Origin of the sequence: Roseobacter denitrificans OCh 114 (assembly GCF_000014045.1) — a bacterium.
In the GTDB taxonomy this organism is placed as follows: Bacteria; Pseudomonadota; Alphaproteobacteria; order Rhodobacterales; family Rhodobacteraceae; genus Roseobacter; species Roseobacter denitrificans.
Map to the genome: position 1 here is coordinate 3,102,113 of NC_008209.1, position 24,261 is coordinate 3,126,373.

27 protein-coding genes are annotated in these 24,261 nt (G+C 60.0%); 17 read left to right on the forward strand and 10 right to left on the reverse strand.

The features are described 5' to 3' along the window. Nucleotides 1–14: 14 nt before the first annotated feature. Together RD1_RS14845 and RD1_RS14850 are read right to left on the reverse strand one after the other, a co-directional pair. The gene (locus tag RD1_RS14845) at nt 15–1,280 is read right to left on the reverse strand and encodes a vWA domain-containing protein (RefSeq protein ID WP_011569351.1); all 1,266 of its coding nucleotides are present in this window, start codon (nt 1,278–1,280) and stop codon (nt 15–17) included. 48 nt (nt 1,281–1,328) lie between these two features. Then, nucleotides 1,329–2,237 carry an AAA family ATPase gene (locus tag RD1_RS14850; RefSeq protein WP_011569352.1) on the reverse strand — a complete coding sequence of 303 codons (909 nt, stop codon included), beginning with the start codon at nt 2,235–2,237 and terminating at the stop codon, nt 1,329–1,331. Nucleotides 2,238–2,475: 238 nt separating this feature from the next. Here RD1_RS14850 and pyrC point away from each other — a divergent pair, with 238 nt between their 5' ends. The 15 genes from pyrC to RD1_RS14925 all read left to right on the forward strand — a co-directional run bounded on the left by pyrC (nt 2,476) and on the right by RD1_RS14925 (nt 17,748). Further along, nucleotides 2,476–3,510 (forward strand): dihydroorotase, encoded by a 1,035-nt coding sequence (gene pyrC, locus RD1_RS14855; RefSeq protein WP_011569353.1) that lies wholly within the window; start codon nt 2,476–2,478, stop codon nt 3,508–3,510. A 52-nt stretch (nt 3,511–3,562) separates the two neighbouring features. Continuing rightward, a complete protein-coding gene (locus RD1_RS14860) occupies nt 3,563–4,240 on the forward strand; it encodes an orotate phosphoribosyltransferase (RefSeq protein ID WP_011569354.1) in 678 nt (225 codons plus the stop codon). Nucleotides 4,241–4,475: 235 nt separating this feature from the next. Further along, complete coding sequence (locus tag RD1_RS14865) at nt 4,476–5,969, forward strand: replicative DNA helicase (protein WP_011569355.1); 1,494 nt, start codon at nt 4,476–4,478, stop codon at nt 5,967–5,969. Nucleotides 5,970–6,292: 323 nt separating this feature from the next. Further along, nucleotides 6,293–6,820, forward strand: a complete 528-nt coding sequence (locus RD1_RS14870) for a hypothetical protein (RefSeq protein ID WP_105880264.1) — start codon at nt 6,293–6,295, stop codon at nt 6,818–6,820. A 234-nt stretch (nt 6,821–7,054) separates the two neighbouring features. Next, nucleotides 7,055–8,089 carry an alanine racemase gene (gene alr / locus RD1_RS14875; protein WP_011569358.1) on the forward strand — a complete coding sequence of 345 codons (1,035 nt, stop codon included), beginning with the start codon at nt 7,055–7,057 and terminating at the stop codon, nt 8,087–8,089. Beyond that, nucleotides 8,086–8,859, forward strand: coding sequence for an MlaE family ABC transporter permease (locus RD1_RS14880; RefSeq protein WP_011569359.1), 774 nt, complete (start codon nt 8,086–8,088; stop codon nt 8,857–8,859). Before alr ends, RD1_RS14880 begins: the two co-directional genes overlap by 4 nt. Continuing rightward, on the forward strand, nt 8,856–9,602 hold the full coding sequence (locus tag RD1_RS14885) for an ABC transporter ATP-binding protein (RefSeq protein WP_011569360.1): 747 nt from the start codon (nt 8,856–8,858) through the stop codon (nt 9,600–9,602). The genes RD1_RS14880 and RD1_RS14885 overlap by 4 nt, the downstream gene beginning before the upstream one ends. Before the next feature lie 180 nt (nt 9,603–9,782). Further along, complete coding sequence (locus RD1_RS14890; protein ID WP_011569361.1) at nt 9,783–10,436, forward strand: VPLPA-CTERM sorting domain-containing protein; 654 nt, start codon at nt 9,783–9,785, stop codon at nt 10,434–10,436. 152 nt (nt 10,437–10,588) lie between these two features. After that, entirely contained in the window at nt 10,589–11,950 is a 1,362-nt protein-coding gene (gene radA, locus RD1_RS14895) for a DNA repair protein RadA (protein ID WP_011569362.1), read from the forward strand. A gap of 27 nt (nt 11,951–11,977) precedes the next feature. Next, nucleotides 11,978–12,532, forward strand: a complete 555-nt coding sequence (locus RD1_RS14900; RefSeq protein ID WP_011569363.1) for a CvpA family protein — start codon at nt 11,978–11,980, stop codon at nt 12,530–12,532. A 186-nt stretch (nt 12,533–12,718) separates the two neighbouring features. After that, nucleotides 12,719–14,203, forward strand: a complete 1,485-nt coding sequence (gene purF, locus RD1_RS14905; RefSeq protein ID WP_011569364.1) for an amidophosphoribosyltransferase — start codon at nt 12,719–12,721, stop codon at nt 14,201–14,203. A gap of 109 nt (nt 14,204–14,312) precedes the next feature. Further along, nucleotides 14,313–14,948 carry an SDR family NAD(P)-dependent oxidoreductase gene (locus tag RD1_RS14910; RefSeq protein ID WP_011569365.1) on the forward strand — a complete coding sequence of 212 codons (636 nt, stop codon included), beginning with the start codon at nt 14,313–14,315 and terminating at the stop codon, nt 14,946–14,948. A gap of 88 nt (nt 14,949–15,036) precedes the next feature. Continuing rightward, nucleotides 15,037–15,822 (forward strand): 5'/3'-nucleotidase SurE, encoded by a 786-nt coding sequence (surE, locus tag RD1_RS14915; protein ID WP_011569366.1) that lies wholly within the window; start codon nt 15,037–15,039, stop codon nt 15,820–15,822. Then, on the forward strand, nt 15,822–16,472 hold the full coding sequence (locus RD1_RS14920) for a protein-L-isoaspartate(D-aspartate) O-methyltransferase (protein ID WP_044033490.1): 651 nt from the start codon (nt 15,822–15,824) through the stop codon (nt 16,470–16,472). The genes surE and RD1_RS14920 overlap by 1 nt, the downstream gene beginning before the upstream one ends. 73 nt (nt 16,473–16,545) lie before the next feature. Next, the gene (locus RD1_RS14925) at nt 16,546–17,748 is read left to right on the forward strand and encodes a M23 family metallopeptidase (RefSeq protein ID WP_011569368.1); all 1,203 of its coding nucleotides are present in this window, start codon (nt 16,546–16,548) and stop codon (nt 17,746–17,748) included. Nucleotides 17,749–17,825: 77 nt separating this feature from the next. Here the strand turns inward: RD1_RS14925 and RD1_RS14930 are convergent, their stop codons facing one another. Genes RD1_RS14930 through tatA form a run of 4 tightly spaced genes read right to left on the reverse strand, consistent with a single transcriptional unit; the run spans nt 17,826 to nt 20,184 of the window. Then, nucleotides 17,826–18,671, reverse strand: a complete 846-nt coding sequence (locus tag RD1_RS14930) for an ATP-binding protein (RefSeq protein ID WP_011569369.1) — start codon at nt 18,669–18,671, stop codon at nt 17,826–17,828. Continuing rightward, on the reverse strand, nt 18,668–19,516 hold the full coding sequence (gene tatC / locus RD1_RS14935; RefSeq protein ID WP_011569370.1) for a twin-arginine translocase subunit TatC: 849 nt from the start codon (nt 19,514–19,516) through the stop codon (nt 18,668–18,670). Before tatC ends, RD1_RS14930 begins: the two co-directional genes overlap by 4 nt. After that, complete coding sequence (gene tatB / locus RD1_RS14940; RefSeq protein WP_011569371.1) at nt 19,513–19,968, reverse strand: Sec-independent protein translocase protein TatB; 456 nt, start codon at nt 19,966–19,968, stop codon at nt 19,513–19,515. Before tatB ends, tatC begins: the two co-directional genes overlap by 4 nt. Before the next feature lie 3 nt (nt 19,969–19,971). Further along, the gene (tatA, locus tag RD1_RS14945) at nt 19,972–20,184 is read right to left on the reverse strand and encodes a twin-arginine translocase TatA/TatE family subunit (RefSeq protein WP_011569372.1); all 213 of its coding nucleotides are present in this window, start codon (nt 20,182–20,184) and stop codon (nt 19,972–19,974) included. A 218-nt stretch (nt 20,185–20,402) separates the two neighbouring features. Between tatA and RD1_RS14950 the strand changes: the two genes are divergently transcribed. Both RD1_RS14950 and RD1_RS14955 read left to right on the forward strand, forming a co-directional pair. After that, entirely contained in the window at nt 20,403–20,732 is a 330-nt protein-coding gene (locus tag RD1_RS14950) for a hypothetical protein (protein ID WP_011569373.1), read from the forward strand. Next, entirely contained in the window at nt 20,719–21,384 is a 666-nt protein-coding gene (locus tag RD1_RS14955) for a helix-turn-helix transcriptional regulator (RefSeq protein ID WP_011569374.1), read from the forward strand. The genes RD1_RS14950 and RD1_RS14955 overlap by 14 nt, the downstream gene beginning before the upstream one ends. A gap of 53 nt (nt 21,385–21,437) precedes the next feature. On the opposite strand, the gene RD1_RS14960 is transcribed toward RD1_RS14955, so the two are convergent. The 4 genes from RD1_RS14960 to RD1_RS14975 form a co-directional block, all read right to left on the reverse strand. Beyond that, the gene (locus tag RD1_RS14960; protein ID WP_011569375.1) at nt 21,438–21,797 is read right to left on the reverse strand and encodes a Lin0512 family protein; all 360 of its coding nucleotides are present in this window, start codon (nt 21,795–21,797) and stop codon (nt 21,438–21,440) included. After that, on the reverse strand, nt 21,790–22,140 hold the full coding sequence (locus tag RD1_RS14965; protein ID WP_011569376.1) for a Lin0512 family protein: 351 nt from the start codon (nt 22,138–22,140) through the stop codon (nt 21,790–21,792). The genes RD1_RS14960 and RD1_RS14965 overlap by 8 nt, the downstream gene beginning before the upstream one ends. Continuing rightward, entirely contained in the window at nt 22,140–23,276 is a 1,137-nt protein-coding gene (locus tag RD1_RS14970) for an ABC transporter ATP-binding protein (protein WP_044033178.1), read from the reverse strand. The genes RD1_RS14965 and RD1_RS14970 overlap by 1 nt, the downstream gene beginning before the upstream one ends. A gap of 100 nt (nt 23,277–23,376) precedes the next feature. After that, nucleotides 23,377–24,156 (reverse strand): SDR family oxidoreductase, encoded by a 780-nt coding sequence (locus tag RD1_RS14975; RefSeq protein WP_011569378.1) that lies wholly within the window; start codon nt 24,154–24,156, stop codon nt 23,377–23,379. Nucleotides 24,157–24,261 lie beyond the last annotated feature (105 nt).

The window sequence follows — 24,261 nt, forward strand, 5'->3', positions numbered from 1 at the left end:
GTTTATGTGTTTCGTCAGACGCCCTGCACCCCGATCAGGCGCATCAACCTGTCTTTCTCGCCCATGTCATCGGGGCGGGAAATCGCGGCGGCAAGGTCTTGCAGCGAGGCAATCGAGTGACCTGCGCGAAAGCTGTCCACATGGGGCAGCATCGCGGCAATCCCTTGCGCCTTTGGTGCGAAACCTTCCCAGCGCAGCAGCGGGTTGAGCCAGATCAGGCGGCGCGATGACAGATGCAACCGCTCCATCTGTTTTGCCAGCCGGTCCGGGCTATCGCGATCCAGACCATCGGTGATCACCAGTACGACCGCGCCCTGCCCCATCACCCGGCGTGACCAGTCGCGGTTGAAGGTTTCAAGGCAGCTGCCGATACGCGTGCCCCCTTCCCAATCCTGCGCCTCCGCCCCGGCGGCGGCAAGCGCGGCGTCCACATCGCGCTGGCGCAGATGACGGGTGATATTGGTGAGCCGCGTGCCAAAGGTAAATGCATGCACCTTGGCCCATCCGGCCCCTTTTTCATTCGCAACAGCATGCAGGAAATGCAGCACCATGCGGCTGTATTGGCTCATGGACCCCGAAATATCACAGAGCACCACAAGGTTTGGCCAGCGCGGGCGTGGCTGTTTCAGAGCGATCTTGTGCAGATCCCCGCCCTGCCGCATGGACTGGCGCAGCGTGCGCGCGGCATCGACCCTTTGCCCTCTCAGGCTCGCCTGCGCGCGCCGCGATTTGATGGGTTTGACCGGCAGGCTGAGGCGCGCGATCATGCGCTTGGCCTCGGCGATTTCGGCAACGCTCATCTGTTCGAAATCAAGCGTGCGCAGCCGTTCCTCGGACGACATGGTGAGGCTTGCGTCAATCTCGATCTCGGTTTCCTCGCCCTCTTCGCCTTGCGACAAATCCGGTGCTTCGGCCCCGTCAAGCAAGGCCTCTGCCGCACGTTTTTCGGCCGATCTGGCCTTGCGCTCCTCCTGCACCCCGCGCACCGCCGGGATCATGTAGGACATCATATGCTCAAGATACCGCGGGTCGCGCCAGTAGAGCCGGAAGATCTGCGCGAAAACCGCGCGATGCTCTGGCCGGTTCACGAAACAGGCATGCAGCGTCCAGTAAAAATCGCGCTTCTCGGTAAATCCCGCCGCCTCCACCGCCCGGATCGCATCAATCACCCGCCCCGGCCCAATCGGCACCCCGGCACGCCGCAAGGCGCGCGCGAAATGGGTGATGTTGCCCGCGAGTTTCGGATCTTCGGGCAGTTCGAGGGGGGCGTATTCAGGCATTGAGCCACCTTGTTATGCCCGGCCCTGCAACATGCGCGGCGCGGCGCATCACACCGGCTCCAGCGTCGCCTTGACCTCATCGAGAATGCGTTTGGCTTCGGATCCGTGCAGTTTCTGGATGTCATCCTGATATTTGAGGATCGCGCCCAGTGTATCGGCGATCACGTCCGGGCTGAGGTTGATGACATCCAGCGCCAACAGGCATTTGGCCCAGTCGATTGTTTCCGCTACACCGGGTTTCTTGAACAAATCCTCCGTGCGCAGCGCCTGTACGAAGGCCACAACCTCACGGCTGAGCGCGGCGGCGGCGTCAGGCGCGCGGGCGGTCAGGATGTCCATCTCGCGCTCGAAATCCGGGTAATCCACCCAGTGATAGAGACAGCGTCGTTTCAAGGCGTCATGCACCTCGCGCGTGCGGTTGGAGGTCAGGATGACGATGGGCGGTTCCGGGGCCTTGATTGTTCCAAGCTCCGGGATCGTCACCTGAAAATCGCTGAGCGCTTCGAGCAGAAAGGCCTCAAACGGCTCATCGGTACGGTCAAGCTCGTCAATCAACAGCACCGGCGCGCCGTTTTCATCCGGGCGCATGGCCTGCAGCAGCGGTCGCTCGATCAGATAGTCGTCGCTGAAAAGCTCCGACTGAAGTGCGCCGCGCGATGCAGCACCCGTCGCCTCGGCGGTGCGGATCGCAACCATCTGCGCCGGAAAGTTCCATTCATACACAGCGCTGGACGCATCCAGCCCCTCATAGCACTGCAGACGGATCAGGCGGCGGTTCAATCCGGCAGCAAGCGCCTTGGCGATCTCTGTCTTGCCGACCCCCGCTTCGCCCTCCAGAAACAGCGGACGCCCCAGTTGCAACGCCAGAAACACGACGGTGCCGAGGGCGCGGTCGCAGACATAGCCCTGATCTGCCAGCATTTCCTGAACGGCGTCGATGGTTTTGGGCGTGATCATGCTGGCTCCTGCTGTTGCTGACATTACACTGCACCCTTCACGCGGAGGGTCAAGCAATCACGCCGTCCTATATCGGATTTCAGGCGATCTTTTCTGTCATTGGTTCCGCGAGACCGGTTCCGGATGGTCGCCCGCACAACCATCGGGCCATCTTGAGACGCCGGGAAAATCAGCCACGCCAAGACGAAACAAACGCCAGCCTCTGGTGCCGCGCGCGTGCCTATGCTAGCGCAGAAACATGACAAAAACGCTGACCATCCGCCGCCCCGACGACTGGCATCTGCACCTGCGCGATGGCGCGATGCTGCGCGCCGTCCTGCCCGAAACCACCGCGCATTTCGCCCGCGCGATCATCATGCCAAACCTTGTCCCGCCCGTGGTCACCTTTGCGCAGGCGCAAGACTATCACGCGCGCATTCTCGCGGCATTGCCGGAAGGTGCAGAGTTTACGCCGCTGATGACGCTTTATCTGACGGAAGACACCGATCCGGATGATGTGGCCGCCGCGCACGCCAACGGGTTGGTCCATGCGGTCAAGCTTTATCCTGCGGGGGCCACGACGAATTCAGCCAGCGGTGTGGCGAATTTTGACAATATCCGCGCCGTGCTGGAGCGTATGGCAGAGATCGGACTGCCGCTTTGTGTTCATGGCGAGGTTACCGATGATGACATCGACATCTTTGACCGCGAGGCTGTCTTCATCGACCGCGTTCTGGACCCGATCCGGCAGGCGACACCGGGGCTGCGGGTGGTCATGGAACACATCACGACGCGCAACGCGGTGGATTATGCCACGGCACAGGACGACACGCTCGGCGCGACGATCACGACCCACCATCTGGTGATCAACCGCAACCATATCCTCGCCGGGGGGATCAAACCTCACTACTATTGCCTGCCCGTGGCCAAACGCGAAGAACACAGGCTGGCGTTGCGCGCTGCGGCAACTTCGGGGGATGCGCGGTTTTTCCTCGGCACCGATTCCGCGCCGCATACGGACGCCAACAAGCTGCTGCCCTGTGGCTGCGCCGGGTGCTTTACCGCGACCAACACCATGTCCATCCTCGCGCATGTTTTCGAGGAAGAACAGGCACTGGAGCGACTGGAAGGATTTGCATCCCTGCACGGGCCTGCGTTCTACCGTCTGCCCGCCAACGAAGCACGCCTGACCCTGACAAAAACACCCGCCACCTTCCCGAGCCATATCGAAACAGAGGATGGGCCAGTGACCGTATTTGACCCCGGATTTGTTCCGAATTGGACGGTGGTGTAATCGTCTGCGCGAAAGCGCCCTGCTCAGCCATCCAAACACGAAGGACAGCGACATGATCCCCTCCGCCTACCCCGATGCGAAAGAAATGGCACGCCTCACGGCCCGCATGCTGCTTGAAATCCACGCGGTACATTTCAACGCAAAAGACCCCTTTACGCTCTCCTCCGGTCTGCCCAGCCCGACCTATATTGATTGTCGCAAACTCATCAGCTTTCCGCGCATCCGCGCCACCTTGATGGATTTCCTGACCGTCACCGTCATGCGCGATGTGGGTTTTGAGGCCTTTGACAACATCGCGGGCGGGGAAACCGCAGGCATTCCCTTTGCTGCATTGGTGGCCGAACGCATGGCCCTGCCCATGACCTATGTGCGCAAAAAACCCAAAGGCTATGGCCGCAATGCGCGTATCGAAGGCGCGATGGGCGAGGGCGAACGCGTGCTGCTGGTTGAGGATCTGACCACCGATGGCGGCTCGAAGCTGTCGTTCGTGGATGCGATCCGCGAGACGGGTGCGACCTGCGGGCATACGGCCGTGATTTTCTACTATGATATCTTTCCCGAAACCACGAAAACACTGGGCGATCACGGCGTCGCATTGCACTCACTTTGCACCTGGTGGGACGTGCTCGCCGAAGCCAAACAGCAAGGCGTTTTCGATGAGGCAACACTCAGCGAAGTGGAGAAATTTCTGCACAATCCGCGTAAGTGGCAAGAAGCAAACAAGAAATAATTTCTTTCCACACCGGGCGCAGTTCAGCACGCGGGGAATCGCGGCACGCACCAAGATGTTGCGCCAAATTTGCACCGTGATACTATATGCACGTATACGTGAGGATGTGCACAGGGTTGAGCCGATGTTATCCACAGCTTTGCCCCGATAGGCGGCAGGGGAATTTTCGACTACATCTGTCACATAAGCGTTACAAAAATCAGCAGCAGCAAATGCCGCGCAGGCAAGGACAGTCATGAACGAGATATCGACCTTCAATCCGACCGGCGTTGATGTGCAATCGCCTGAGACCATGCCCCATTCCATCGAGGCGGAACAGCAGTTGCTCGGTGCCATCCTGACCAACAACGACATCTACGACCGCGTGGCTTCGATCATTGGACCCCAGCATTTTTATGACCCCGTCCATGCGCGCATTTTCGAGATTGCCGCCGCGCGGATTGCCAAGAACAGCCTGGCCTCCCCGGTCACGCTCAAAGCCTTCATGGAGGACGACGAGGGCCTCAAGGAGCTTGGCGGCCCGGCGTATCTGGCGCGCCTTGCGGGGGCGGCGATTTCTGCATTTGCGGTCAAGGACTACGCGCAGATGATCTATGATCTGGCGGTGCGGCGGGACCTGATCCAGCTTGGGCGCACGATATCGGACAAGGCGGCGCATGTGGATGTGGCCTCTGAACCGCGCGAGCAGATTGTCGAGGCGGAACAGGCGTTATACGCGCTTGCGGAACAGGGGCAGTCCGAAAGTGGTTTTCAAAGCTTTCTCAAGGCAGTAACGGATGCTGTTAATGTTGCAAATGCCGCCTATCAGCGCGACGGCGGCATGTCAGGTGTCTCCACCGGCCTGATCGACATGGACAAGAAGCTTGGCGGTTTGCACCGGTCGGATTTGCTGATCCTCGCGGGTCGTCCATCCATGGGCAAGACCTCTCTTGCGACGAACATCGCCTTCAACATCGCCAAGGCCTACAAGCGCGGCGTGTTGCCCGACGGCAGCGAAGGTGCCGTTGATGGTGGTGTGGTCGGGTTCTACTCCCTTGAGATGAGCGCGGAACAACTCGCCGCGCGGATTTTGTCTGAAGCCTCCGAAGTGCCCTCGGAACAGATCCGGCGGGGCGATATGACAGAAACCGAATTCCGACGCTTCGTGGATGCGGCGAAATCGCTGGAGGCCTGCCCGCTTTACATAGACGACACACCCGCGCTGCCGATCGCGCAGCTTGCGGCCCGCGCGCGGCGGCTCAAACGGACCCACGGGCTTGATGTGCTGATGGTGGATTATCTGCAACTGGTGCGCGGGACGGGTAAATCCGAGAACCGCGTGAATGAAATCTCCGAGATTACAATGGGCCTCAAGGCCATCGCCAAAGAGCTGGATATCCCGGTCGTTGCCCTGTCGCAGTTGTCACGTCAGGTGGAAAGCCGCGAAGACAAACGCCCCCAGCTCAGCGATCTGCGCGAATCAGGCTCCATCGAACAGGATGCCGATGTGGTCATGTTCGTGTTCCGCGAAGAATATTACAAGGAACGCGAAAAACCGGGCGACCACGACCTTGAAGCCATGGCAAAATGGCAGGAAGAGATGGATCGCCTGCATGGCCGCGCCGAAGTGGTTATCGGCAAGCAGCGACATGGCCCTATCGGTACGGTTGAACTCAGTTTCGAGGGGCGTTTCACGCGCTTTGGCAATCTGGTGCAGCCCTGGCAACAGGGCAGCGACCGCGAATTCTGATTGCCCAACGGCTCAAACAGAACGGGACCCCGTCGGTGCGGTTGCCTTTTGTGCAAACGCCTCCCTTTCAGCGCGTTCCGCGTCCTGTAAGGGCGGATGCCATAAAGCGTCATGCGGAAAACCTGCGGCACCCGCCGCAACATGATGTCGTAGATTTCAAGGCACTAAAGCGTCATGCGAAAAACCTGAATCACGTAACGCTGCCTGAAATCAAGGATTTCAACGCGTTACGTGATACTCGATGCTTCAGGTATTTCGTCAGACGCTCTAGGTGACAGGCGATGTTTCTGCTATTTCGTCAGGTGCATAAAAGGAGAATTTCATTGAAACATTTACTATTCCTGCTTGCCCCGCTGGCCGTTACTGCCTGTGTCGGGCTCGAAATCGAACCGGTTTCGGTCGATGATGGCGCGGATGTGGGCGGCCTGACGCTGGGCACTAATACCTTTGTCGGTCAGGTCAGCGGCACATGCGCCGCGGATATGGGCTGCCGGACCCGCCCATCGGGCCGGGATGAATTCAAATTCGATGTGGCCGACGGCACCGCGATTACCGCAATCAGGGTGTCAGCTGTCGGAACCGGACCGCAGGGCTTTGCGATGAAAGCCGTCATCAAGGACCTGCGTGGCGCCACAGAGCGCGCGCCGTTTCTGACGGGTGTCACCTTTCCACCCAACGGCCAAACGCGCGACGGTCTTGTTGGATTTCTGGACGCAGGGACGGTCGGGCCTGTCCCCGCCCTTTCCGACTACATCATGGAGGTTGGCACCAGCGATAAGAAAGTGCCCGAAGGAACCTTTGATGTGACCTACAGGCTGGAGCTTGACGTTCAATTCGTGGCGCCGGAATAAGGGTTTCCCCGTTTTTCTGAGATGTCTCAGGCCCGGATCGCGCGCCGGGCCCGTGATGTCATATCCCGGTGATCCGGTCTGCGACGTCGCGCTTTAACCACGGCCTTGCCGGGGCTGGACGCCGAGGCGACTTATTCAGGTTATAAAAGCTTCAACCGGCAATTTCCGGCGGAGGTCGCACCGCATCTTTGCCCAAAGGCTTGACCTTGCGCGCATTCGTGTCATGAACGCGCCATGAGTACCGCTGTCCTGACAATTGATCTTTCTGCGCTCGCTGCAAACTGGCGCAGTCTGAACGCGCTATCAGACGTCGAAACCGCCGCTGTCGTCAAAGCCAACGCCTATGGCCTTGGCGTAGGCACTGCGGCATCGGCCCTTGCTGAGGCCGGTGCGCGTCATTTCTTTGTCGCCGTTGCCGAAGAGGGCGTGGCACTGCGGCAGGCGCTTGGCGCGGGGCCGCAGATCAGCGTATTTTCCGGCCATATGGCGGGGGATACCGCCTTGATCCGGGACGCGGGCCTCACGCCGATGATCAATTCCATCGACCAGATGATCCGACATGTGGAGGCCCTGCCCGAGCATGACTTTGGCATCCAGCTTGATACCGGCATGAACCGGCTCGGCATGGAAGACGGCGAATGGCGCGCGGTGCGCGAGGTCGCCACACAGCGCCCTCCCAGCCTCGTGATGTCGCACCTTGCCTGCGCGGATGAGCCGTCCCACCAGATGAACCGCCAACAGTTGGACTGCTTTGTCGAGATGACACAGGACATCACCGCGCCACGCTCGCTTGCGGCGACAGGCGGGATTTTGATGGGGCCTGACTATCATTTCGACCTGACGCGCCCGGGGATTGGCCTTTACGGCGGTCTGCCCTTTGTCGACGCGCTGCCGGTGGTGCAGCTTGATGTGCCGGTCATTCAGGTGCGCGACGTTCACCCCGGCGAAACCGTGGGCTACGCCAACACATGGACGGCCACCGCGCCTGCGCGCATTGCCACGATCTCGGCAGGTTATGCCGATGGTCTGATCCGCGCGATGGGGGCCAAGGCACGGCTGCATGCTGGCGATACTGCCCTACCCGTCGTGGGCCGCGTGTCCATGGATCTGATCGGTGTCGATGTGACGGCACTGGGCAGCGACCCGGACAGCCTGCAGCTTATCGGGCGTCACCAGTCAGTCGATACGGTTGCGGGCTTTGCAGATACCATCGGATATGAAATACTGACCTCTCTCGGCGACAGATACAAAAGGGTCTATACGCAGTGAAGTTTTTCGCCGTCATAGGCCGCGTTGTCCTGAGCGCATTGGCAGCCATTGGCCGGATCGCCATTTTTGGCGGCCAGACGATCGGCCATCTTGCCCGACCGCCCTTTTACGCCCGCGAGTTTGCGACACAACTGCTCAATATCGGTTGGCTGTCCCTGCCGGTCGTCGGGTTGACGGCGGTGTTCACCGGGGGTGCGCTCGCCTTGCAGATCTACGCAGGCGGCTCGCGGTTCAATGCCGAAGCCGTGGTGCCCCAGATCGTTGCCGTCGGGATGGTGCGCGAACTGGGCCCTGTGCTGGTCGGCTTGATGATTGCCGCGCGGGTGACGTCCTCCATCGCCGCCGAAATCGCGACCATGAAGGTGACAGAGCAGATTGACGCGCTCGTCACCCTGTCCACCCATCCGATGAAATACCTCACCGTGCCGCGCGTCCTTGCCGCCGTGCTGGTGGTGCCGTTGCTCGTGGCTGTCGGGGATATCATCGGCATCTTCGGCGGTTTTGCGGTTGCCACCGGAACGCTCGGGTTCAATGCGGCAACCTACATCAACAACACGGTGAATTTTCTTGAACCGCTGGACGTTATTTCATCGCTGACCAAAGGGGCGGTCTTTGGCTTTTGCGCCGCTCTCATGGGGTGTTATCACGGCATGAACTCAGGCCGTGGTGCCATGGGGGTCGGTCGCGCCACGAAGGGCGCTGTTGAAGGTGCCGCCGTTCTCATTCTGGCCGCGAACTTCGTGCTGACGGGGGTATTTTTCACGCTATGATCCGGATGGAAGGCGTACATAAATCCTTTGGCTCAAACCACGTGCTGCGCGGGATCGACCTGAATATCGAAAAAGGGTCGTCCATGGTCATCATCGGCGGCTCCGGCACCGGTAAATCAATTGCGTTGAAATGCATATTGGGCCTTGTGACACCGGACAGCGGAAAGATCCTCGTGGATGGCAAGGACGCAACAACCGGCGACCGGGATGCTTTCCTTGCGCGCTTTGGCATGCTGTTTCAGGGCTCCGCCCTGTTTGACAGCCTGCCCGTGTGGCAAAACGTGGCCTTTCGATTGCTGCGCGGCTCGCTCAAACGCCCCAAGGACGAGGCGCGCGCCATCGCGATCGACAAGCTGCGCCGCGTGGGGCTGAAACCCGATGTGGCAGACCGCTTCCCGGCGGAGCTGTCGGGAGGCATGCAAAAACGTGTCGGCCTTGCCCGCGCCATCGCCGCCGAGCCGGAGATCATCTTTTTCGATGAGCCCACCACCGGTCTTGATCCCATCATGTCCGGCGTGATCAACGATCTGATCCGCGAAATCGTAGTGGAAATGGGCGCAACGGCCATGACCATCACGCATGACATGACAAGCGTGCGCGCGATTGCGGATAATATCGCCATGCTGCACGAGGGTGTCATTCAGTGGACCGGCCCCGTGGCACAGATGGATGCCTCCGGTGATCCCTACCTGACCCAATTCATCAACGGCAGTGCCGACGGACCAATCGAATCTGTGCGATAAACGGGTTTGGGACCTCGCGAAACCGCGCCAACGTGACAGGTATTGCCGCGCGTGCTTTGCTCAAAGCGTTAACCATTGGCTGCCATTGTGATTGCGGCACGCATCCCCCCGTGGCATTCCGTTTAACAAGAATTTTAAACGTTTTAACAAGTTTCAGCCTTTCCAGTGGAGAAATCGGATATGAAAAAACTCGCCCTCGCAGCAGCGCTCGTGCTTGCAACCGCAGCCACAAGCCACGCGGCCACCATCATCGATTCCGCCACCAAGGGGTTTTACAACGCCGGCATCGGCAGTGTGCTGAACAGCACCTCCATCGCGTTTCCGGGTGTCGGTGATGGCGACCCGACGCAGTCATTCGGTCCCGGCGATGCGCCTGATCTGTCCGCAGCGGCCTCTGCTTTGGGGGACTGGTTGACAACGCCTGCCACCCCCGGTGGCACTTGGTCGGCGACCGAGCAGGCAATCCCGCGCAACTGGAAGGTCAACGACGAAACGGCCGTCATCTATGCCTTTGACGGCGGCGCAAACGGCATCGAAAACCTCAACCTCAGCATCGGCGTGGACAATGGGATTTTCGTCTGGCTGAACGGTGTGTTTCAGGGCGGTGCAATGGCGCCCGGTGGCGCGCGTCTGGGCGAATTCACGCTCGACCTCGGCACCGTTCAGGCGGGTACGAACTTCCTGCAGCTTCTGCGTGAAGATCACGGTGGTGGCACGGGCTATGCCATCGAAGTGACGGGGGATGAAATCTCCGCCGTGCCATTGCCTGCCGGTTTGCCACTTCTGCTTGCAGGCCTTGGTATCTTTGGCTGGATGAAACGCCGCGCGGCCTGACCGGTCCGTCCCCGCAGCGGTTGCTGCAAAATATATCAAAACAGGCCGCGGAGAAATCCGGGGCCTGTTTTGCGGCGCCAGCGCGACAGTCGCACAGAACCATCGACCCAAAATCTCTTTGACGGCAATCCTCGTCTGCGCCACAAGAGGCCATGGTCAAATCCCCCTCATTCTCCTGCTCTGCCTGCGGCAGCGTCACGACCAAATGGGCCGGGCGCTGTGAATCCTGCGGCGAGTGGAACACGATTTCCGAGGACGCAGGCATCTCGAAAGGCCCGGCCAAATCGCTTGGCGGCAAGCGCGGCGCATCGGTCAAACTCACCAGCCTGTCCACCGAGGAAGCCCCCCCGCCCCGCACCACCTGCGGCATCAAGGAGTTGGACCGCGTCCTGGGCGGCGGATTGGTTGCGGCTTCGGCGATCCTCGTGGGCGGGGACCCCGGCATCGGGAAATCCACGTTGCTGCTGCAAGCCGCAGCCCAGTTCGCGCGCAGTGGCTTGAAAACAATATATGTTTCTGGCGAAGAGGCCTCTGCACAGGTGCGGATGCGCGCGCAGCGTCTGGGATTGACCGACGCGCCGGTGCAACTCGCCGCAGAAACCAACCTGCGCGACATTCTCACCACGCTTGAGGCGGAAAAGCCCCAGCTTGCCATCATCGATTCCATCCAGACCATGTGGGCTGACAATGTGGACAGCGCCCCGGGCTCGGTCAGTCAGGTGCGCGCCGCAGCCCATGAGTTGACCAGTTTTGCCAAGCGCAAGGGGATCAGCGTGATCCTCGTGGGCCATGTCACCAAGGAGGGCCAGATCGCAGGCCCCCGCGTCGTTGAACATATGGTCGACACAGTGCTCTATTTCGAGGGCGAGCGCGGGCATCAGTTCCGCATCCTGCGCGCCGTCAAAAACCGCTTCGGTCCGGCAGACGAGATAGGCGTGTTCGAGATGACGGGCAGCGGGCTGGACGAAGTGGCCAACCCTTCGGCGCTGTTCCTGAGTGAACGGGGGACGCCCTCACCCGGTTCGGTGGTGTTTGCCGGGGTTGAGGGCACGCGCCCCGTCCTTGTCGAGTTTCAGGCGCTGGTGTCCCCCTCGCCCCATGCGCAGGCGCGCCGCACTGTGGTCGGCTGGGACGGGGGACGCCTGGCGATGATCCTTGCCGTGCTGGAGGCGCGTTGCGGCATCCCCTTTGCGGGGCTTGACGTCTATCTGAACGTGGCGGGCGGCATGAAAGTGTCAGAACCGGCAGCGGACCTCGCGGTGGCGGCGGCCCTGCTCAGCGCGCGAGAGGACGCCGCATTGCCTGCGGATACGGTGGTTTTTGGCGAAATCAGCCTGTCTGGCGCCCTGCGCCCGGCCACCCAGACCGAAAACAGGTTGAAAGAAGCGCAAAAACTTGGTTTTACCAGCGCCATTGCTGCCAAGGGCGGTAAAGCGGTCGGGGTCAGCGGCATTACTTTGAACACGATGCCGGACCTGACGGGCTTTGTAGGCGAGATTTTTGGCGCAGGCTAAGCGTCGCGTAAAGAGGCAGTTGAGGCTATGGAAAACTTCACAATGATCGACGGGGTCGTGGCCCTTGTGATCGTCATTTCGGCACTGCTTGCCTATAGTCGCGGCGTCGTGCGTGAGATCATGGCCATTGTCGGCTGGGTGGCAGCGGCGATCCTCGGTTTCATGTTTGCCCCGCAGGTTGAACCGCTGATCCGCGAAGTACCGGTTGTTGGCGAATTTCTGGCCGATAGTTGCGAATTGTCGATCATCGGGGCCTTTGCCGCCGTTTTTGCGGTCGCTTTGATCGTTGTGTCGCTCTTTACCCCGCTGTTTTCCTCGGTCATTCAACGCTCCGCACTCAGTGGTGTGGATCAGGGGCTTGGATTCCTTTTTGGGGTCGCGCGCGGCGTGCTGCTCGTTGCGGTGGGGTTTTTCGTCTACAACACCGTTGTGACGGGTGAAAGCTATACAGTCGTGGACAACAGCCGCTCCGCCGCGGTGTTTTCGCAGCTGTCCGACGACATCGAAGGCGCCGAACCCGAGCAGGCTTTGGGGTGGATCACCGGCCAATACGAAGCCCTGGTCAGCAATTGCGGACAGTAACAGCCGCTGATCCGCTTCGGGTTTCCCGCTGGGCGCGAGGGATTGCTGCTCAAGAGGTGCACGACATCCGCACAGACCGCGACAATCAGCACCAAGACCGTCATAGGTTCGTGACATAAGCCCGCGCAGGGCCTAAACAGTGCTCACCTGCAAACCGGATTCGGAGCTGCCCCGTTGTCCAAGATCATGCCTCCCGCTCATCCGTTTGATACAAGTTATCTGCGCGACAGCAATGACGACGACAAACTGAAGGAAGAATGTGGGATCTTTGGGGTCATCGGTGTCGCCGATGCGTCCAATTTCGTGGCCCTTGGGCTGCATGCCCTGCAACATCGCGGACAAGAGGCGGGCGGCATCGTGAGCTATGACGCGGTACAGGGCTTTCAATCCGCGCGCCGCTTTGGCTATGTGCGCGATAATTTCACGAGTAAATCCGTGATGGAAACCCTGCCGGGTCCGCTGGCCATCGGGCATGTGCGCTATTCCACCGCCGGATCAAAAGGCCAGACGGCCATCCGCGACGTACAGCCGTTCTTTGGCGAATTCGCCATGGGTGGGGCGGCGATTGCGCACAACGGCAACATTACAAACGCAAACGCCCTGCGCCGCGAGCTGATCGAACGCGGTTCGATTTTTCAAAGCTCGTCCGACAGTGAGTGCATCATTCACCTGATGGCGCGATCCCTGCAACGCAACATCCCCGAACGTATGGAAGACGCCCTGCGCCGGGTGGAAGGCGCGTTTTCGGTTGTCGCGATGACGCGCACCAAATTGATCGGCGTGCGCGATCCGCTTGGGGTACGCCCGCTTGTTCTGGGCAGGATCGGGGATGGCTGGGCGTTGTCTTCGGAAACCTGTGCGCTGGATATCATCGGGGCCGAATTCATCCGCGAAATCGAACCCGGTGAAATGGTCGTCATCACCGAAAAAGGGGTCGACAGCCAGTTCCCGTTCCGCCCGCAAAAACCACGCTTCTGCATCTTCGAACATGTGTATTTCTCGCGCCCCGACAGTATTCTGGGCGGGCGGTCGGTCTATGAAACGCGCGAAGCGATCGGGCGTGAATTGGCCAAGGAAAACCCGGTGGAGGCCGATCTTGTCTGCCCGGTACCGGATTCCGGCACCCCGGCGGCGATTGGCTATTCGCTGGAATCGGGCATTCCCTATGCGATGGGGATCATCCGTAACCAATATATGGGCCGCACTTTTATCGAGCCGACTGAACAGATCCGCAACATGGGCGTGCGCCTGAAACTGAACGTGAACCGCGCGCTGATCCAGGGCAAACGGGTTATTCTGGTGGACGACTCCGTGGTGCGCGGGACGACGAGCCGCAAGATCAAGGAAATGATCCTTGATGCCGGCGCCAAGGAAGTGCACTTCCGCATTGCCTCGCCGCCTACCGCCTGGCCCTGTTTTTATGGCGTCGATACGCCGCAACGCGAAAAACTGCTGGCCGCGACCATGTCCGAAGAGGAGATGCGCGCCCACCTACAGGTCGATAGCCTGAAATTCATCTCGCTGGATGGGCTTTATCGTGCCGTGGGCGAGGCGAAGGGCCGCAACCCGAAACAGCCGCAATATTGCGATGCCTGTTTTTCCGGCGAATACCCGGTTGTGCCCTCGGACCAGATCGAAGACGGCTTTGAAATGAAGCCCGCCGCCGAATAGCCACCCTGTACAAACACTGCGGCGCGCTTTGGCCGTTACGCTGTTCTGACACTGACCTATCGTCGCAAGACGGCTTGACGCCCGCGCGATTACACGGCACCAGCAGGACATGACAAAAACTGCTCTCATCACCGGCGCATCGCGCGGCCTGGGTTACGCACTGGCCGAAGCGCTGGCGCCCACGCATCACATCATCGCGGTTGCGAAAACAACCGGCGCTTTGGAGGAGTTGGACGACCGCATCCAATCCCACGGCGGGACAACTACGCTTGCGCCGATGGACATCACCAATACTGACGCCATGGCGACGCTCTGCCGCGGGATCTTTGACCGTTGGGGCAGCCTTGATCTCTGGTTGCACGCGGCCATTCATGCAGCCCCCCTGACACCGACCAGTCACATCGACAGCAAGGATCTGGCCAAATCCATCGCAACCAATGTTACCGCGACGGCGACCCTGATCACCTTTGTCGCGCCCTTGCTCGGCACGACCGGACAGGCGGTGTTTTTTGACGATGCGCGCGCGGGGGAGAAGTTCTTTGGCAGCTACGGCGCAAGCAAGGCCGCGCAGGTCGCGCTGGCCCGGTCGTGGCAGGCCGAAAGCGCCACAACAGGGCCGCGCGTGGATATTGTGACACCGCCGCCCATGCCAACCGCGACCCGTGGGCGGTTCTATCCCGGCGAAAACCGCGATGCCTTGACGCCCACGAGGGACGCAGCCGAAGCAGTTCTGTCACAACTCTGAGCTTTCGAGCTGCAAAACAGCTGACAAGGGGCGGCTTCTCTTGCTGCGCTCCTATCGCTCGCCTATCAAAGCCAAAAGGGGCCTTGATATGCGCATTTTGATTACAAACGACGATGGGATAAACGCACCGGGACTGATGGTTTTGCATGAGATCGCGACCAGACTGGCCGGGCAGGATGGCGAGGTCTGGACCGTCGCACCTGCGTTCGAACAATCCGGCGTCGGCCATTGCATCAGCTACACCCGCCCCATGATGGTTGCGCAAATGGGCCCGCGCCGCTTCGCCGCCGAAGGCTCACCGGCAGATTGCGTGCTGGCCGGCCTGCACGATGTGATGAAAGACAGCCCACCCGATCTGGTGCTTTCGGGCGTGAACCGGGGCAATAACTCCGCTGAAAACACGCTTTACTCGGGCACCATCGGCGGCGCGATGGAAGCAGCCCTGCAAGGGTTACCCGCGATTGCCCTGTCGCAATACTACGGGCCGCGCAACAACGCGATCGAGAACCCTTTCGAGGCCTCAGCACAGCATGGTGTCGATGTGGTGCAGCGCATCCTTGCGCACACACCGCAGGAAACGGGTGGCTATCGTCTGTTTTACAATGTGAACTTCCCTCCTGTTCCGGGCGACGAAGTCCTCGGCATCCGCTTGGCAACGCAGGGCTTCCGCGAGGGGCTGGGCTTTTCGACCGAGCCGCATAATGCCCCATCGGGTCGGCGGTTCTTGTGGATCAAGGGCGGCGATCAGCATCGCCCGACCGCACCCGGATCTGACGCACAGTTGAACCTTGAGGGGTACATCTCGGTCACGCCGATGCGGGCGGATTTGACCGCGCATGACATGATGGCCCCGCTGGCGGGCATCAATACATGATGACAGAAATGTCTGAGGCAGAACGCAAGATGCAGTTCCTCTATGCCCTGCGCTCCAAGGGTGTCACAGATAAACGCGTGCTCTCGGCCATGGAAAACATCGACCGTGGCCCCTTCATCCGGGGGATTTTTGCCGAGCGCGCCTATGAGGACATGCCGCTGCCGATTGCCTGCGGTCAGACCATCAGCCAGCCATCGGTTGTCGGGCTGATGACACAGGCGCTCAAGATCAGCCCGCGCGACAAGGTGCTGGAGGTGGGCACGGGCTCCGGGTATCAGGCCGCGATCCTCAGCCGGTTGGCGCGCCGGGTCTATACGCTGGACCGCCACAGCCGATTGGTGCGCGAGGCGCGCACCCTTTTCGAAGAGATGAACCTCACAAATATCACCGCGATCACCGCAGATGGCAGCTATGGCCTTGCGGATCAGGCCCCGTTTGATCGCATCCTCGTCACTGCCGCCGCCGAGGACCCCCCCAGCACGCTGATGGAGCAGCTCAAGGTCGGCGGTATCATGGTCATTCCCGTCGGACAGTCTGACGCCGTTCAGCATCTGATCGTCGTTCACAAGACCGAAGACGGGCTTGAGTATGACGAGCTGCGGCAAGTCCGCTTTGTTCCTTTGCTGGAAGGCTTGGGAAAGGACGGATAAGCTGTTATAGTGTTAACGAATAAGCGGCCGGAAAACCGGCTCACGCTCAAAGAGCTACGTTGAGGACATGCAGATGGTCAGACATTTTTCCCGCACGCGGGTTCGCCTATTGTTTTTGAGTGCAAGCACCGTGGCGCTGCTGGGCGCATGCACGCAAGGTTTCGATTACGATTTGCGCGGCATTGGCGGCGGGTTTTCCACAGCGGATGCCGCAAGTCGGGTCGGCACGGAACCGCGCCCGCAACCGGATGACCGGGGGGTGATCTCATACCCCAACTATCAAGTTGCCGTGGCCGAACAGGGCGATACGATCCAAAGCGTCGCGACGCGTTTGGGCGTGGACGCACCTGCCCTCGCCAGCTTCAATGGCATTGATGAGACCGCGCCCCTGCGCAGTGGTGAAATCATCGCCCTGCCAAACCGCGTGGCCGAACCCAGCCCTTTGACAGGCGCCCAAAGCGATGGCCCCATCCGGCCCGGAAGCGTTGATATTGGCGCGTTGGCCGGGAACGCCATTGACCGTGCGCCCGAAACCAACAGCGGTGACGTGCGTGTCGCAGCCCTGCCCCCCGCCTCGGGCACGGCGGAACCTGCAAGCACCGGAAAGGAACCCGTGCGCCACAAGGTTGAACGTGGTGAAACCGCCTATACCATTTCGCGCCTCTATCAGGTTCCGGTAAAATCACTGGCCGAGTGGAATGGCCTCGGGTCGGATTTTGCCATCCGCGAAGGACAGTTCTTGCTGATCCCTGTGGCGATGCAAGCCCCGCCTGCCGCGCAAACCGAAGACGCCACGCCCCTGCCGGGCACCGGCTCTCCCACGCCGACACCTCCGAGCGCAACCAGACCGCTGCCCCCGCCCGAACCGCTCTTGTCCGAGACGCCCGCGCCAATCGACGTTGGCGAACGCACGGCCGCCTCTGATGTGGCGCGCATGTTGTTTCCGGTGAACGGGTCGATCATTCGCGAGTATTCCAAGGGCCGAAATGAGGGAATCAACATAAAAGCCGCGCCCGGTACTGATGTGAAATCAGCGGATGTCGGCACCGTGGCCGCTGTCACCAAAAGCGCCGAGGGCGTGCCGATCATCGTGATCCGACACGAGCCTGAACTGCTGACGGTTTATGCCAATGTGACGGATGTGAGTGTCGAAAAGGGCACGAGGGTTGCGCGTGGCCAAAGCATCGCCAAGCTGCGCGATGGCGACGATGCCTTTGTGCATTTTGAAGTGCGCCGCGGGTTTGACAGCGTGGACCCAATGCCGTTTCTGCAATAGCGCTCCGTCGGCGGGGCGCAGCACGAGCGACTTTGCAAAATCGGTGTGTCGACTTTGCAAACCACAGCATGTCGTCGCTATGGGTTGAGCTTGATGCCTTTGCGCCCTGCCAAATCAGTGAAATACTGCCAGGCCACTCGCCCGGAGCGTGACCCGCGCGTGGCCTGCCACTCGATGGCTTCGGCGCGCAGGCTCTCGTCATCCATGTCCACACCGTATGCGTCACAATATCCGCGGATCATTTGCAGGTACTGATCCTGATCACAGGGGTGAAAACCCAGCCAGAGGCCAAACCGATCCGACAGAGAAACCTTTTCTTCCACTGCTTCGGAAGGGTTGATGGCTGAACCCCGCTCATTCTCGATCATGTCGCGCGGCATCAGATGGCGTCTGTTGGATGTGGCGTATAACACAACATTGTCGGGACGCCCCTCAATGCCGCCATCAAGCACCGCCTTCAGGCTTTTGTAATGCGCGTCATCATGGCCAAACGACAGATCGTCACAAAACAGGATAAAGCGATAACGGCTTTCCCGAAGGACGTTCAGCAAGCGACCGACTGACGGCAAATCCTCACGCTGCAATTCGACAATGCGCAATTCTTCATGTGATGCGTGAACTGCGTCATGTATTGATTTGACAAGACTGGATTTTCCCATGCCACGCGCACCCCACAAAAGCGCGTTATTTGCGGGCAACCCCTTGGCAAACTGCTCGGTATTGGCCAGCAACGTATCCCGCGAGCGATCCACGCCAACCAGCAAGGGCAAGTCAATCCGCGATACCTTTTCCACCGGTTCGAGCCGGTCCGGTTCCGTATGCCAGACAAAGGCGGAAGCCTGCGAGAAATCAGGCGCTTCAAGCGGCGCCGGTGCCATACGCTCAAGTGCTGCGGCGATCCTTTCCATGGGGTCTTTGCTCACGCAGGATCGTCCTCATCGTCATAATAGCCTTCGGCGCGCAGCTTGGCTTCGCGCTTGGTCTCCACGCGTTTGACGAGGAAAATCGACACCTCATAAAGCCCATAGACCACCACGAACAGGATCGCTTGCGTAATCACATCAGGCGGTGTGACGAGGGCTGCGAGAACCAGAATGGCCACAACCGCGTATTTGCGCACGTTGCCAAGCCCTTCGGAACTGACCAGACCGGCCTTGCCCATCAGGGTCAGCAGCACGGGCAATTGAAAACACATGCCAAAGGCGACAATGAATTTGATCGTCAGGTTCAGATATTCCTGCGCAGAGCCCTGAAAAACCACGCTCAGTCCGGGGCTGGACGCAGGGTCACCCACAACCGCTTCGCCCTCGGCACCGAATTGCTGGAAGCCCAGAAAGAAGTCATAGGCCAGCGGCGTCACCACATAGAATGCAAAAGACGCGCCCAGCATGAACATAACCGGCGAGGCGATCAAGAACGGAAGGAACGCGCCCTTTTCGTTTTTATACAGACCCGGGGCCACAAAGCGCCACATCTGATGCGCGATCACCGGAAAAGACAGCATGAAACCACCCAGCAGTGACACTTTGATCGCAACGAAGAAGCCTTCCTGCGGGCTGATAAAGATCAGGTCACAGTGCTGACCGCGGTCCGCCAGAACCGCACAAAGCGGGTCCGTCAGGAAATTGAAAATCGGCGTTGCCACGGTAAAGCAGATGATCATGCCGACCAGAAATGCGATGACCGACCGGATCAGCCGGGTGCGCAGTTCTGCCAGATGCTCGATCAGCGGCGCGGCGCTTTCGTCCATGTCTTCGGATGCGCTCATGTCTCGTTCTTTTCAGGGGGCGTTACGGCGGCCTCGAGTTCGGAGGCGCGGGCCTGTGCCTCTTGCGCTTCCTTCAGCTTGCGATCCGCTGCGGCGCGGGCTGTGGCAGCCTGTATCTTCTTGGCGTTCTGTGCGCGTTCCGCCTTGTCGGCTGCCAACTTGCCCGTCTCGCTCTCGGGGTCGAACTTACCCAGATCCGAGGCGGCGGATTTAACGCTATCCATGGCTGTGTTCACCGGGTTCACGGCGGCTTTCAGGCTCTTGGTGACGTCGTTGACACCGGAATCGGCGGCGGCGTCATTCATCGCTCTGCTGAACTCACGCGCCATGCCTTTGGCCTTGCCCACGAACTGCCCGATCGTGCGGAACATCACAGGTAAGTCCTTGGGACCAATCACAATAAGCGCAACGATGCCGATGACCAGCATCTCCGTCCAGCCAAGGTCGAACATGGATCAGACCTTGTCTTTTTCAGTCTCAGGTGTCACGTCCTTTGCCTGCTCCGAGGCAGTCGTGATCTCGTCCTGTCCTTCGCTCACACCCTTTTTGAACGACGTGATGCCTTTGCCGACCTCGCCCATCAGGCTGGAAATCTTACCGCGTCCAAAGAGGACGAGCACCACGACGGCGATCAGCAAAAGTCCCGGCAGACCAATATTGTTTAACATTTTCATGCTCCCAAAAGAAATGTGCCCGCAAAACAGGCGCTGTCGCGCTCAACTGTAGAAAAAGCGGGGCGAAGGCTAAACCGCTATCTGCATGAAATGGGGAGTTGCGGTGACCTATTGCGTCAATTTTTGCTCTCGCAAAATCCAACTGACAGGTTTATGTCAGTTGCATCCTGTCAGAAGCATCGCATTGCAGAACACATACAAGGAATACGTGCATGACTGACACCACTGTCGCTGAAATCGTGACTTTTCGCCTGAACGCGGGCACGGACCCGGACCAATTTGCCAAGGCTGCCGCGCAAATGACGCCGTTTTTATATCGGACTGGCGCGGTCATATCGCGCACCCTCAGCCGTGACGAAACCGGCGGTTGGGTGGATCACATCACATGGACGTCGATGACGGCGGCCAAAGACGCCGCGCGCGCAATCATGACCGCCCCCGAAGCGGCACCCTTCATGAAAATGATTGATGTGCAAAGCGTCAACCTGCGCCACGCCGACATATATTTTTCATGGGCACCGGAGGATCATGCGCCGCACTGACCGTCTTTTTGACATCATACAGATCCTGCGCGACGGCAAATTGCACCGCGCGCAGGACATGGCCGCGCAGCTGGAAGTGTCCACGCGCACGATTTACCGCGACATGGACACGCTGGTCGCCTCCGGCGTCCCGGTGCAGGGGGAGCGGGGCGTAGGGTACATGATCACCGAGGCGATCACCCTGCCCCCGTTGACGCTCTCCGTTGCTGAGATGGAAGCGCTGAACCTCGGCATCGCCATCGTCGGCGAAGCGGCTGATCCGGACCTTAAGGCGGCCGCATTGAGCCTTGGGGCAAAAATTGACGCAGTATCCCCAAGCCGCGTTATCGCACAGGCCGATGAATGGAAATTTGCCGTCTACCCATTTGCCGATGCGACCCGCGCATTTGCGCATATGCCGACCTTGCGCGCCGCGATCAAGGCCCGCCAAAAGGTCGAATTGAATTACCAATCAAAGCGAAATGAGCGCACCTGTCGGATCGTACGCCCGCTGCATATGGAATATTGGGGGCGCATCTGGACGTTGACCGCGTGGTGCGAACTCAAGCAAGCATTTCGCGTCTTTCGCGTCGATCTGATCGAGACCGCGCAGGCCTTGCCCGAACTATTTGTCGATGAGCCCGGCAAGACACTGGCGGATTACACGCCTTAACCGCCGCGGGTTTGTTCAGGAACCCGTGCGCCCTGTCGCCGCCGGTTGTTTGCTCAGCTTTTAAGCGTCCATCCGGTTTGGGGCGGCAGGAATGCCTCAACACTGGCCTGTGCCACCACGATGGGGTCACCGTTCACGGTTTCGACGTTCAACCCGCCCTTCACCACGCGCACCGATGCCCGCCCGCGCGGCAGTGTCTCTGCAAGCGCCTGCGCATCCACCGCATCCGGGTCCTGAACCCCAACCGTCACCTGAACGCGCATGACCTCATGGCTCAGCCCCAGCACGCCGAAAAGAGGGATCGAGGAATGCCGAAACGCGTCTTCAATCGCGCGTTTGGCGGCCTTGGTATAGTCCTGACCGTGCAGATCGTTTCCCATGCCCATTTCGATGATCATGCGTTGTTCAGTCATTGATCCGCTCCATGTCAAAACCAACGGTCAACGCCACATTCGCCATGATCGTCGGATGCCCATCGCCATCCGGGCGCGGAATATCGAGGCCGCCCTGTTGCACGCGCACCTCCGCCTGACCATAGGGAAATACCTTGAGCACTTCGGCAACATCGACTTTCTCGGGGGCCTGAACCCCCACATCAACGAGAATGCGCATATCGGTTTTTTCAAACCCGAACAGTTCGGCCAGATTGATGGAGTTGTGCCAAAGCGCATCCTTGACGCCCCGCACAGCCGCTTGTGTGTAGTCTCCGCGCCGCAGCGAGGTGCCCATGCCAAATTCAACCAACAGTTTTTGCATCATATCCCCTTGTCTGTCCGTTCCGAGACCGGAAAGATGAAACACCGGTCCCGCCGTATTGTCAGCCACATCACCGTATCGGGTTTGGGCAGAAACACGTTCGGGACGGTGGATTTCAGAACCGACCCGTCATGATCCAGCCGGAACTCAACAAGGCTTTCGTTGCCCATGAAGCGCGCTCTTTCAACCAGCGCGCGCACGGCGGTGCCATCACTGGCCGTCGGTTTGGGCCCTTGTCCCGCGCGATCAAAATCAATGCGCAGATGCTGCGGGCGAAACACGATGTCAACGGGCGTGCCATCGGGCACACCGGGAGCCAGAAAGCTGCCAAAAGGGGTATGCGCCAAAGCGCCGTTGACCTCAGCCGAAATGACATTCGCATCAGAAAAGAACGACACGGCAGCCCGGTCCATGGGGCGCGTATAGACGTTATAGGGTGCGCCCTGCTGGACGATCCGCCCATCGCGCATGAGGGCGATTTCATCAGCCATGCGCATGGCCTCTTCGGGTTCATGCGTGACCAGCAAAACAGCGGTATCCTGTTCCTTGAGGATCGTCAGCGTTTCATCGCGGATGCCGTCGCGCAACCGGTTATCAAGACCGGAAAACGGCTCATCCATCAGCATGATTTTCGGTTTCGGCGCCAGCGCGCGCGCGAGCGCGACCCGTTGCTGTTCCCCGCCCGACAGCTGATGCGGAAAACCATCGATGAAACGCTTCAGGTCCACACGCTCCAGCAGTTCCTCGATCCGGGCACGCTTTTCGGCTTTGCTTGCGGACTTCAGACCAAATCCCACGTTGTCGGCGACACTCAGATGTGGGAACAGGGCAAAATCCTGAAACATCAATCCGATTTCGCGCCGCTCCGGCGGGATACGATGCACGGTGTCGCAAATCAGTTTGCCATCCACATAGATTTCGCCGCTATCCTGCATCTCGACACCCGCGATCACACGCAGGGTTGTGGACTTTCCGCAGCCCGACGGCCCCAAAAGACAGGTCACCTGGCCCCGGTTGATGCGCAGTGACACGTTGTCTACAACCCGGCGACCATCAAACGCACAGCAAATGTTCTTTATTTCCAGCCGGGGCGCATCAGTCGTCACACATTTCTCCGGATATCTGATAGAATTCATCGGAATAGCAGCTATCAGCCCTGCCGCGCGCCCGCAAGCACCGACAGCGCCCGGTCTTGAATACGCAGCACGTCGATCCGGTCAGGGCCGCTGCCGCTTCTTAAATCGTTGCGTTCGTGGCACCGCCATCCAGCAGAATGTTCTGCCCGACAATGAACCCCGCGTGCTGCGAACATAAAAACGCACAGGTCGCGCCAAACTCCTCGGCTGTCCCGTAGCGGCGGGCGGGAATGGTCGCGGTCCGTCTTGCGCGGGCCTCTTCCATCGTGATGCCCTCGCGCTCCATCACGCCGCCATCAAGGGCGGTGGCGCGGTCCGTGTCGTGGATGCCCGGCAATAGATTATTCATGATCACCCCTTTTTCAGCGACCTGACGGCTTGTGCCCGCCACATAGCCGGTCAGACCGGTGCGCGCTGCATTGCTCAGGCCCAACTGGGGAATGGGTGCCTTGACGGATTGCGACGTGATGTTCACCACCCGGCCCCAGCCACGCGCCATCATGGCCGGCACCAGCTGCTTGATCATCGCAATCGGGGCCAGCATGTTGGCATCCAGCGCCTTGATGAAATCATCGCGGTCCCAATCCTGCCAGAGGCCCGGCGGTGGGCCACCGGCGTTGTTGACCAGAATGTCGACTGCGCCGGCTGCCGCAATGACCCTGGCGCGCCCCGCATCACTAGTGATGTCCGCCGCCACGGTCGTGACGCTGACGTCGAATTCCGCTCTGATGGCTGTTGCCGCCGCCTCCAGCGCGTCTGCGCCACGGGCGTTCATGACCACATCCACGCCAGCGCCGGCAAGCGCGCGCGCACAGCCCAGCCCCAACCCCTTCGATGACGCGCAAATGACGGCGCGCTTGCCTTTGATTCCCAAATCCATGATCTGTTCCCTTTTGCTAGCCTTTGCGTAGCATCAAAAACGCATGCTGCACCAGCAGACAAGCGACATATACCGCTGCTCTCTTGCTTTGCCTCATTGCAGCGC

What these genes read in the sequence shown, in the direction of transcription:
- tatC (WP_011569370.1), bottom strand. Translation starts at nt 19,516, where the DNA reads ATGAGCGCATCCGAAGACATGGACGAAAGCGCCGCGCCGCTGATCGAG.
- surE (WP_011569366.1), top strand. Translation starts at nt 15,037, where the DNA reads ATGCGCATTTTGATTACAAACGACGATGGGATAAACGCACCGGGACTG.
- RD1_RS14965 (WP_011569376.1), bottom strand. Translation starts at nt 22,140, where the DNA reads ATGCAAAAACTGTTGGTTGAATTTGGCATGGGCACCTCGCTGCGGCGC.
- RD1_RS14890 (WP_011569361.1), top strand. Translation starts at nt 9,783, where the DNA reads ATGAAAAAACTCGCCCTCGCAGCAGCGCTCGTGCTTGCAACCGCAGCC.
- RD1_RS14860 (WP_011569354.1), top strand. Translation starts at nt 3,563, where the DNA reads ATGATCCCCTCCGCCTACCCCGATGCGAAAGAAATGGCACGCCTCACG.
- RD1_RS14950 (WP_011569373.1), top strand. Translation starts at nt 20,403, where the DNA reads ATGACTGACACCACTGTCGCTGAAATCGTGACTTTTCGCCTGAACGCG.
- radA (WP_011569362.1), top strand. Translation starts at nt 10,589, where the DNA reads ATGGTCAAATCCCCCTCATTCTCCTGCTCTGCCTGCGGCAGCGTCACG.
- RD1_RS14845 (WP_011569351.1), bottom strand. Translation starts at nt 1,280, where the DNA reads ATGCCTGAATACGCCCCCCTCGAACTGCCCGAAGATCCGAAACTCGCG.
- RD1_RS14970 (WP_044033178.1), bottom strand. Translation starts at nt 23,276, where the DNA reads ATGAATTCTATCAGATATCCGGAGAAATGTGTGACGACTGATGCGCCC.
- RD1_RS14850 (WP_011569352.1), bottom strand. Translation starts at nt 2,237, where the DNA reads ATGATCACGCCCAAAACCATCGACGCCGTTCAGGAAATGCTGGCAGAT.
- purF (WP_011569364.1), top strand. Translation starts at nt 12,719, where the DNA reads ATGCCTCCCGCTCATCCGTTTGATACAAGTTATCTGCGCGACAGCAAT.
- alr (WP_011569358.1), top strand. Translation starts at nt 7,055, where the DNA reads ATGAGTACCGCTGTCCTGACAATTGATCTTTCTGCGCTCGCTGCAAAC.
- RD1_RS14960 (WP_011569375.1), bottom strand. Translation starts at nt 21,797, where the DNA reads ATGACTGAACAACGCATGATCATCGAAATGGGCATGGGAAACGATCTG.
- tatB (WP_011569371.1), bottom strand. Translation starts at nt 19,968, where the DNA reads ATGTTCGACCTTGGCTGGACGGAGATGCTGGTCATCGGCATCGTTGCG.
- RD1_RS14865 (WP_011569355.1), top strand. Translation starts at nt 4,476, where the DNA reads ATGAACGAGATATCGACCTTCAATCCGACCGGCGTTGATGTGCAATCG.
- RD1_RS14920 (WP_044033490.1), top strand. Translation starts at nt 15,822, where the DNA reads ATGACAGAAATGTCTGAGGCAGAACGCAAGATGCAGTTCCTCTATGCC.
- RD1_RS14925 (WP_011569368.1), top strand. Translation starts at nt 16,546, where the DNA reads ATGGTCAGACATTTTTCCCGCACGCGGGTTCGCCTATTGTTTTTGAGT.
- tatA (WP_011569372.1), bottom strand. Translation starts at nt 20,184, where the DNA reads ATGTTAAACAATATTGGTCTGCCGGGACTTTTGCTGATCGCCGTCGTG.
- RD1_RS14955 (WP_011569374.1), top strand. Translation starts at nt 20,719, where the DNA reads ATGCGCCGCACTGACCGTCTTTTTGACATCATACAGATCCTGCGCGAC.
- RD1_RS14885 (WP_011569360.1), top strand. Translation starts at nt 8,856, where the DNA reads ATGATCCGGATGGAAGGCGTACATAAATCCTTTGGCTCAAACCACGTG.
- RD1_RS14900 (WP_011569363.1), top strand. Translation starts at nt 11,978, where the DNA reads ATGGAAAACTTCACAATGATCGACGGGGTCGTGGCCCTTGTGATCGTC.
- RD1_RS14975 (WP_011569378.1), bottom strand. Translation starts at nt 24,156, where the DNA reads ATGGATTTGGGAATCAAAGGCAAGCGCGCCGTCATTTGCGCGTCATCG.
- pyrC (WP_011569353.1), top strand. Translation starts at nt 2,476, where the DNA reads ATGACAAAAACGCTGACCATCCGCCGCCCCGACGACTGGCATCTGCAC.
- RD1_RS14910 (WP_011569365.1), top strand. Translation starts at nt 14,313, where the DNA reads ATGACAAAAACTGCTCTCATCACCGGCGCATCGCGCGGCCTGGGTTAC.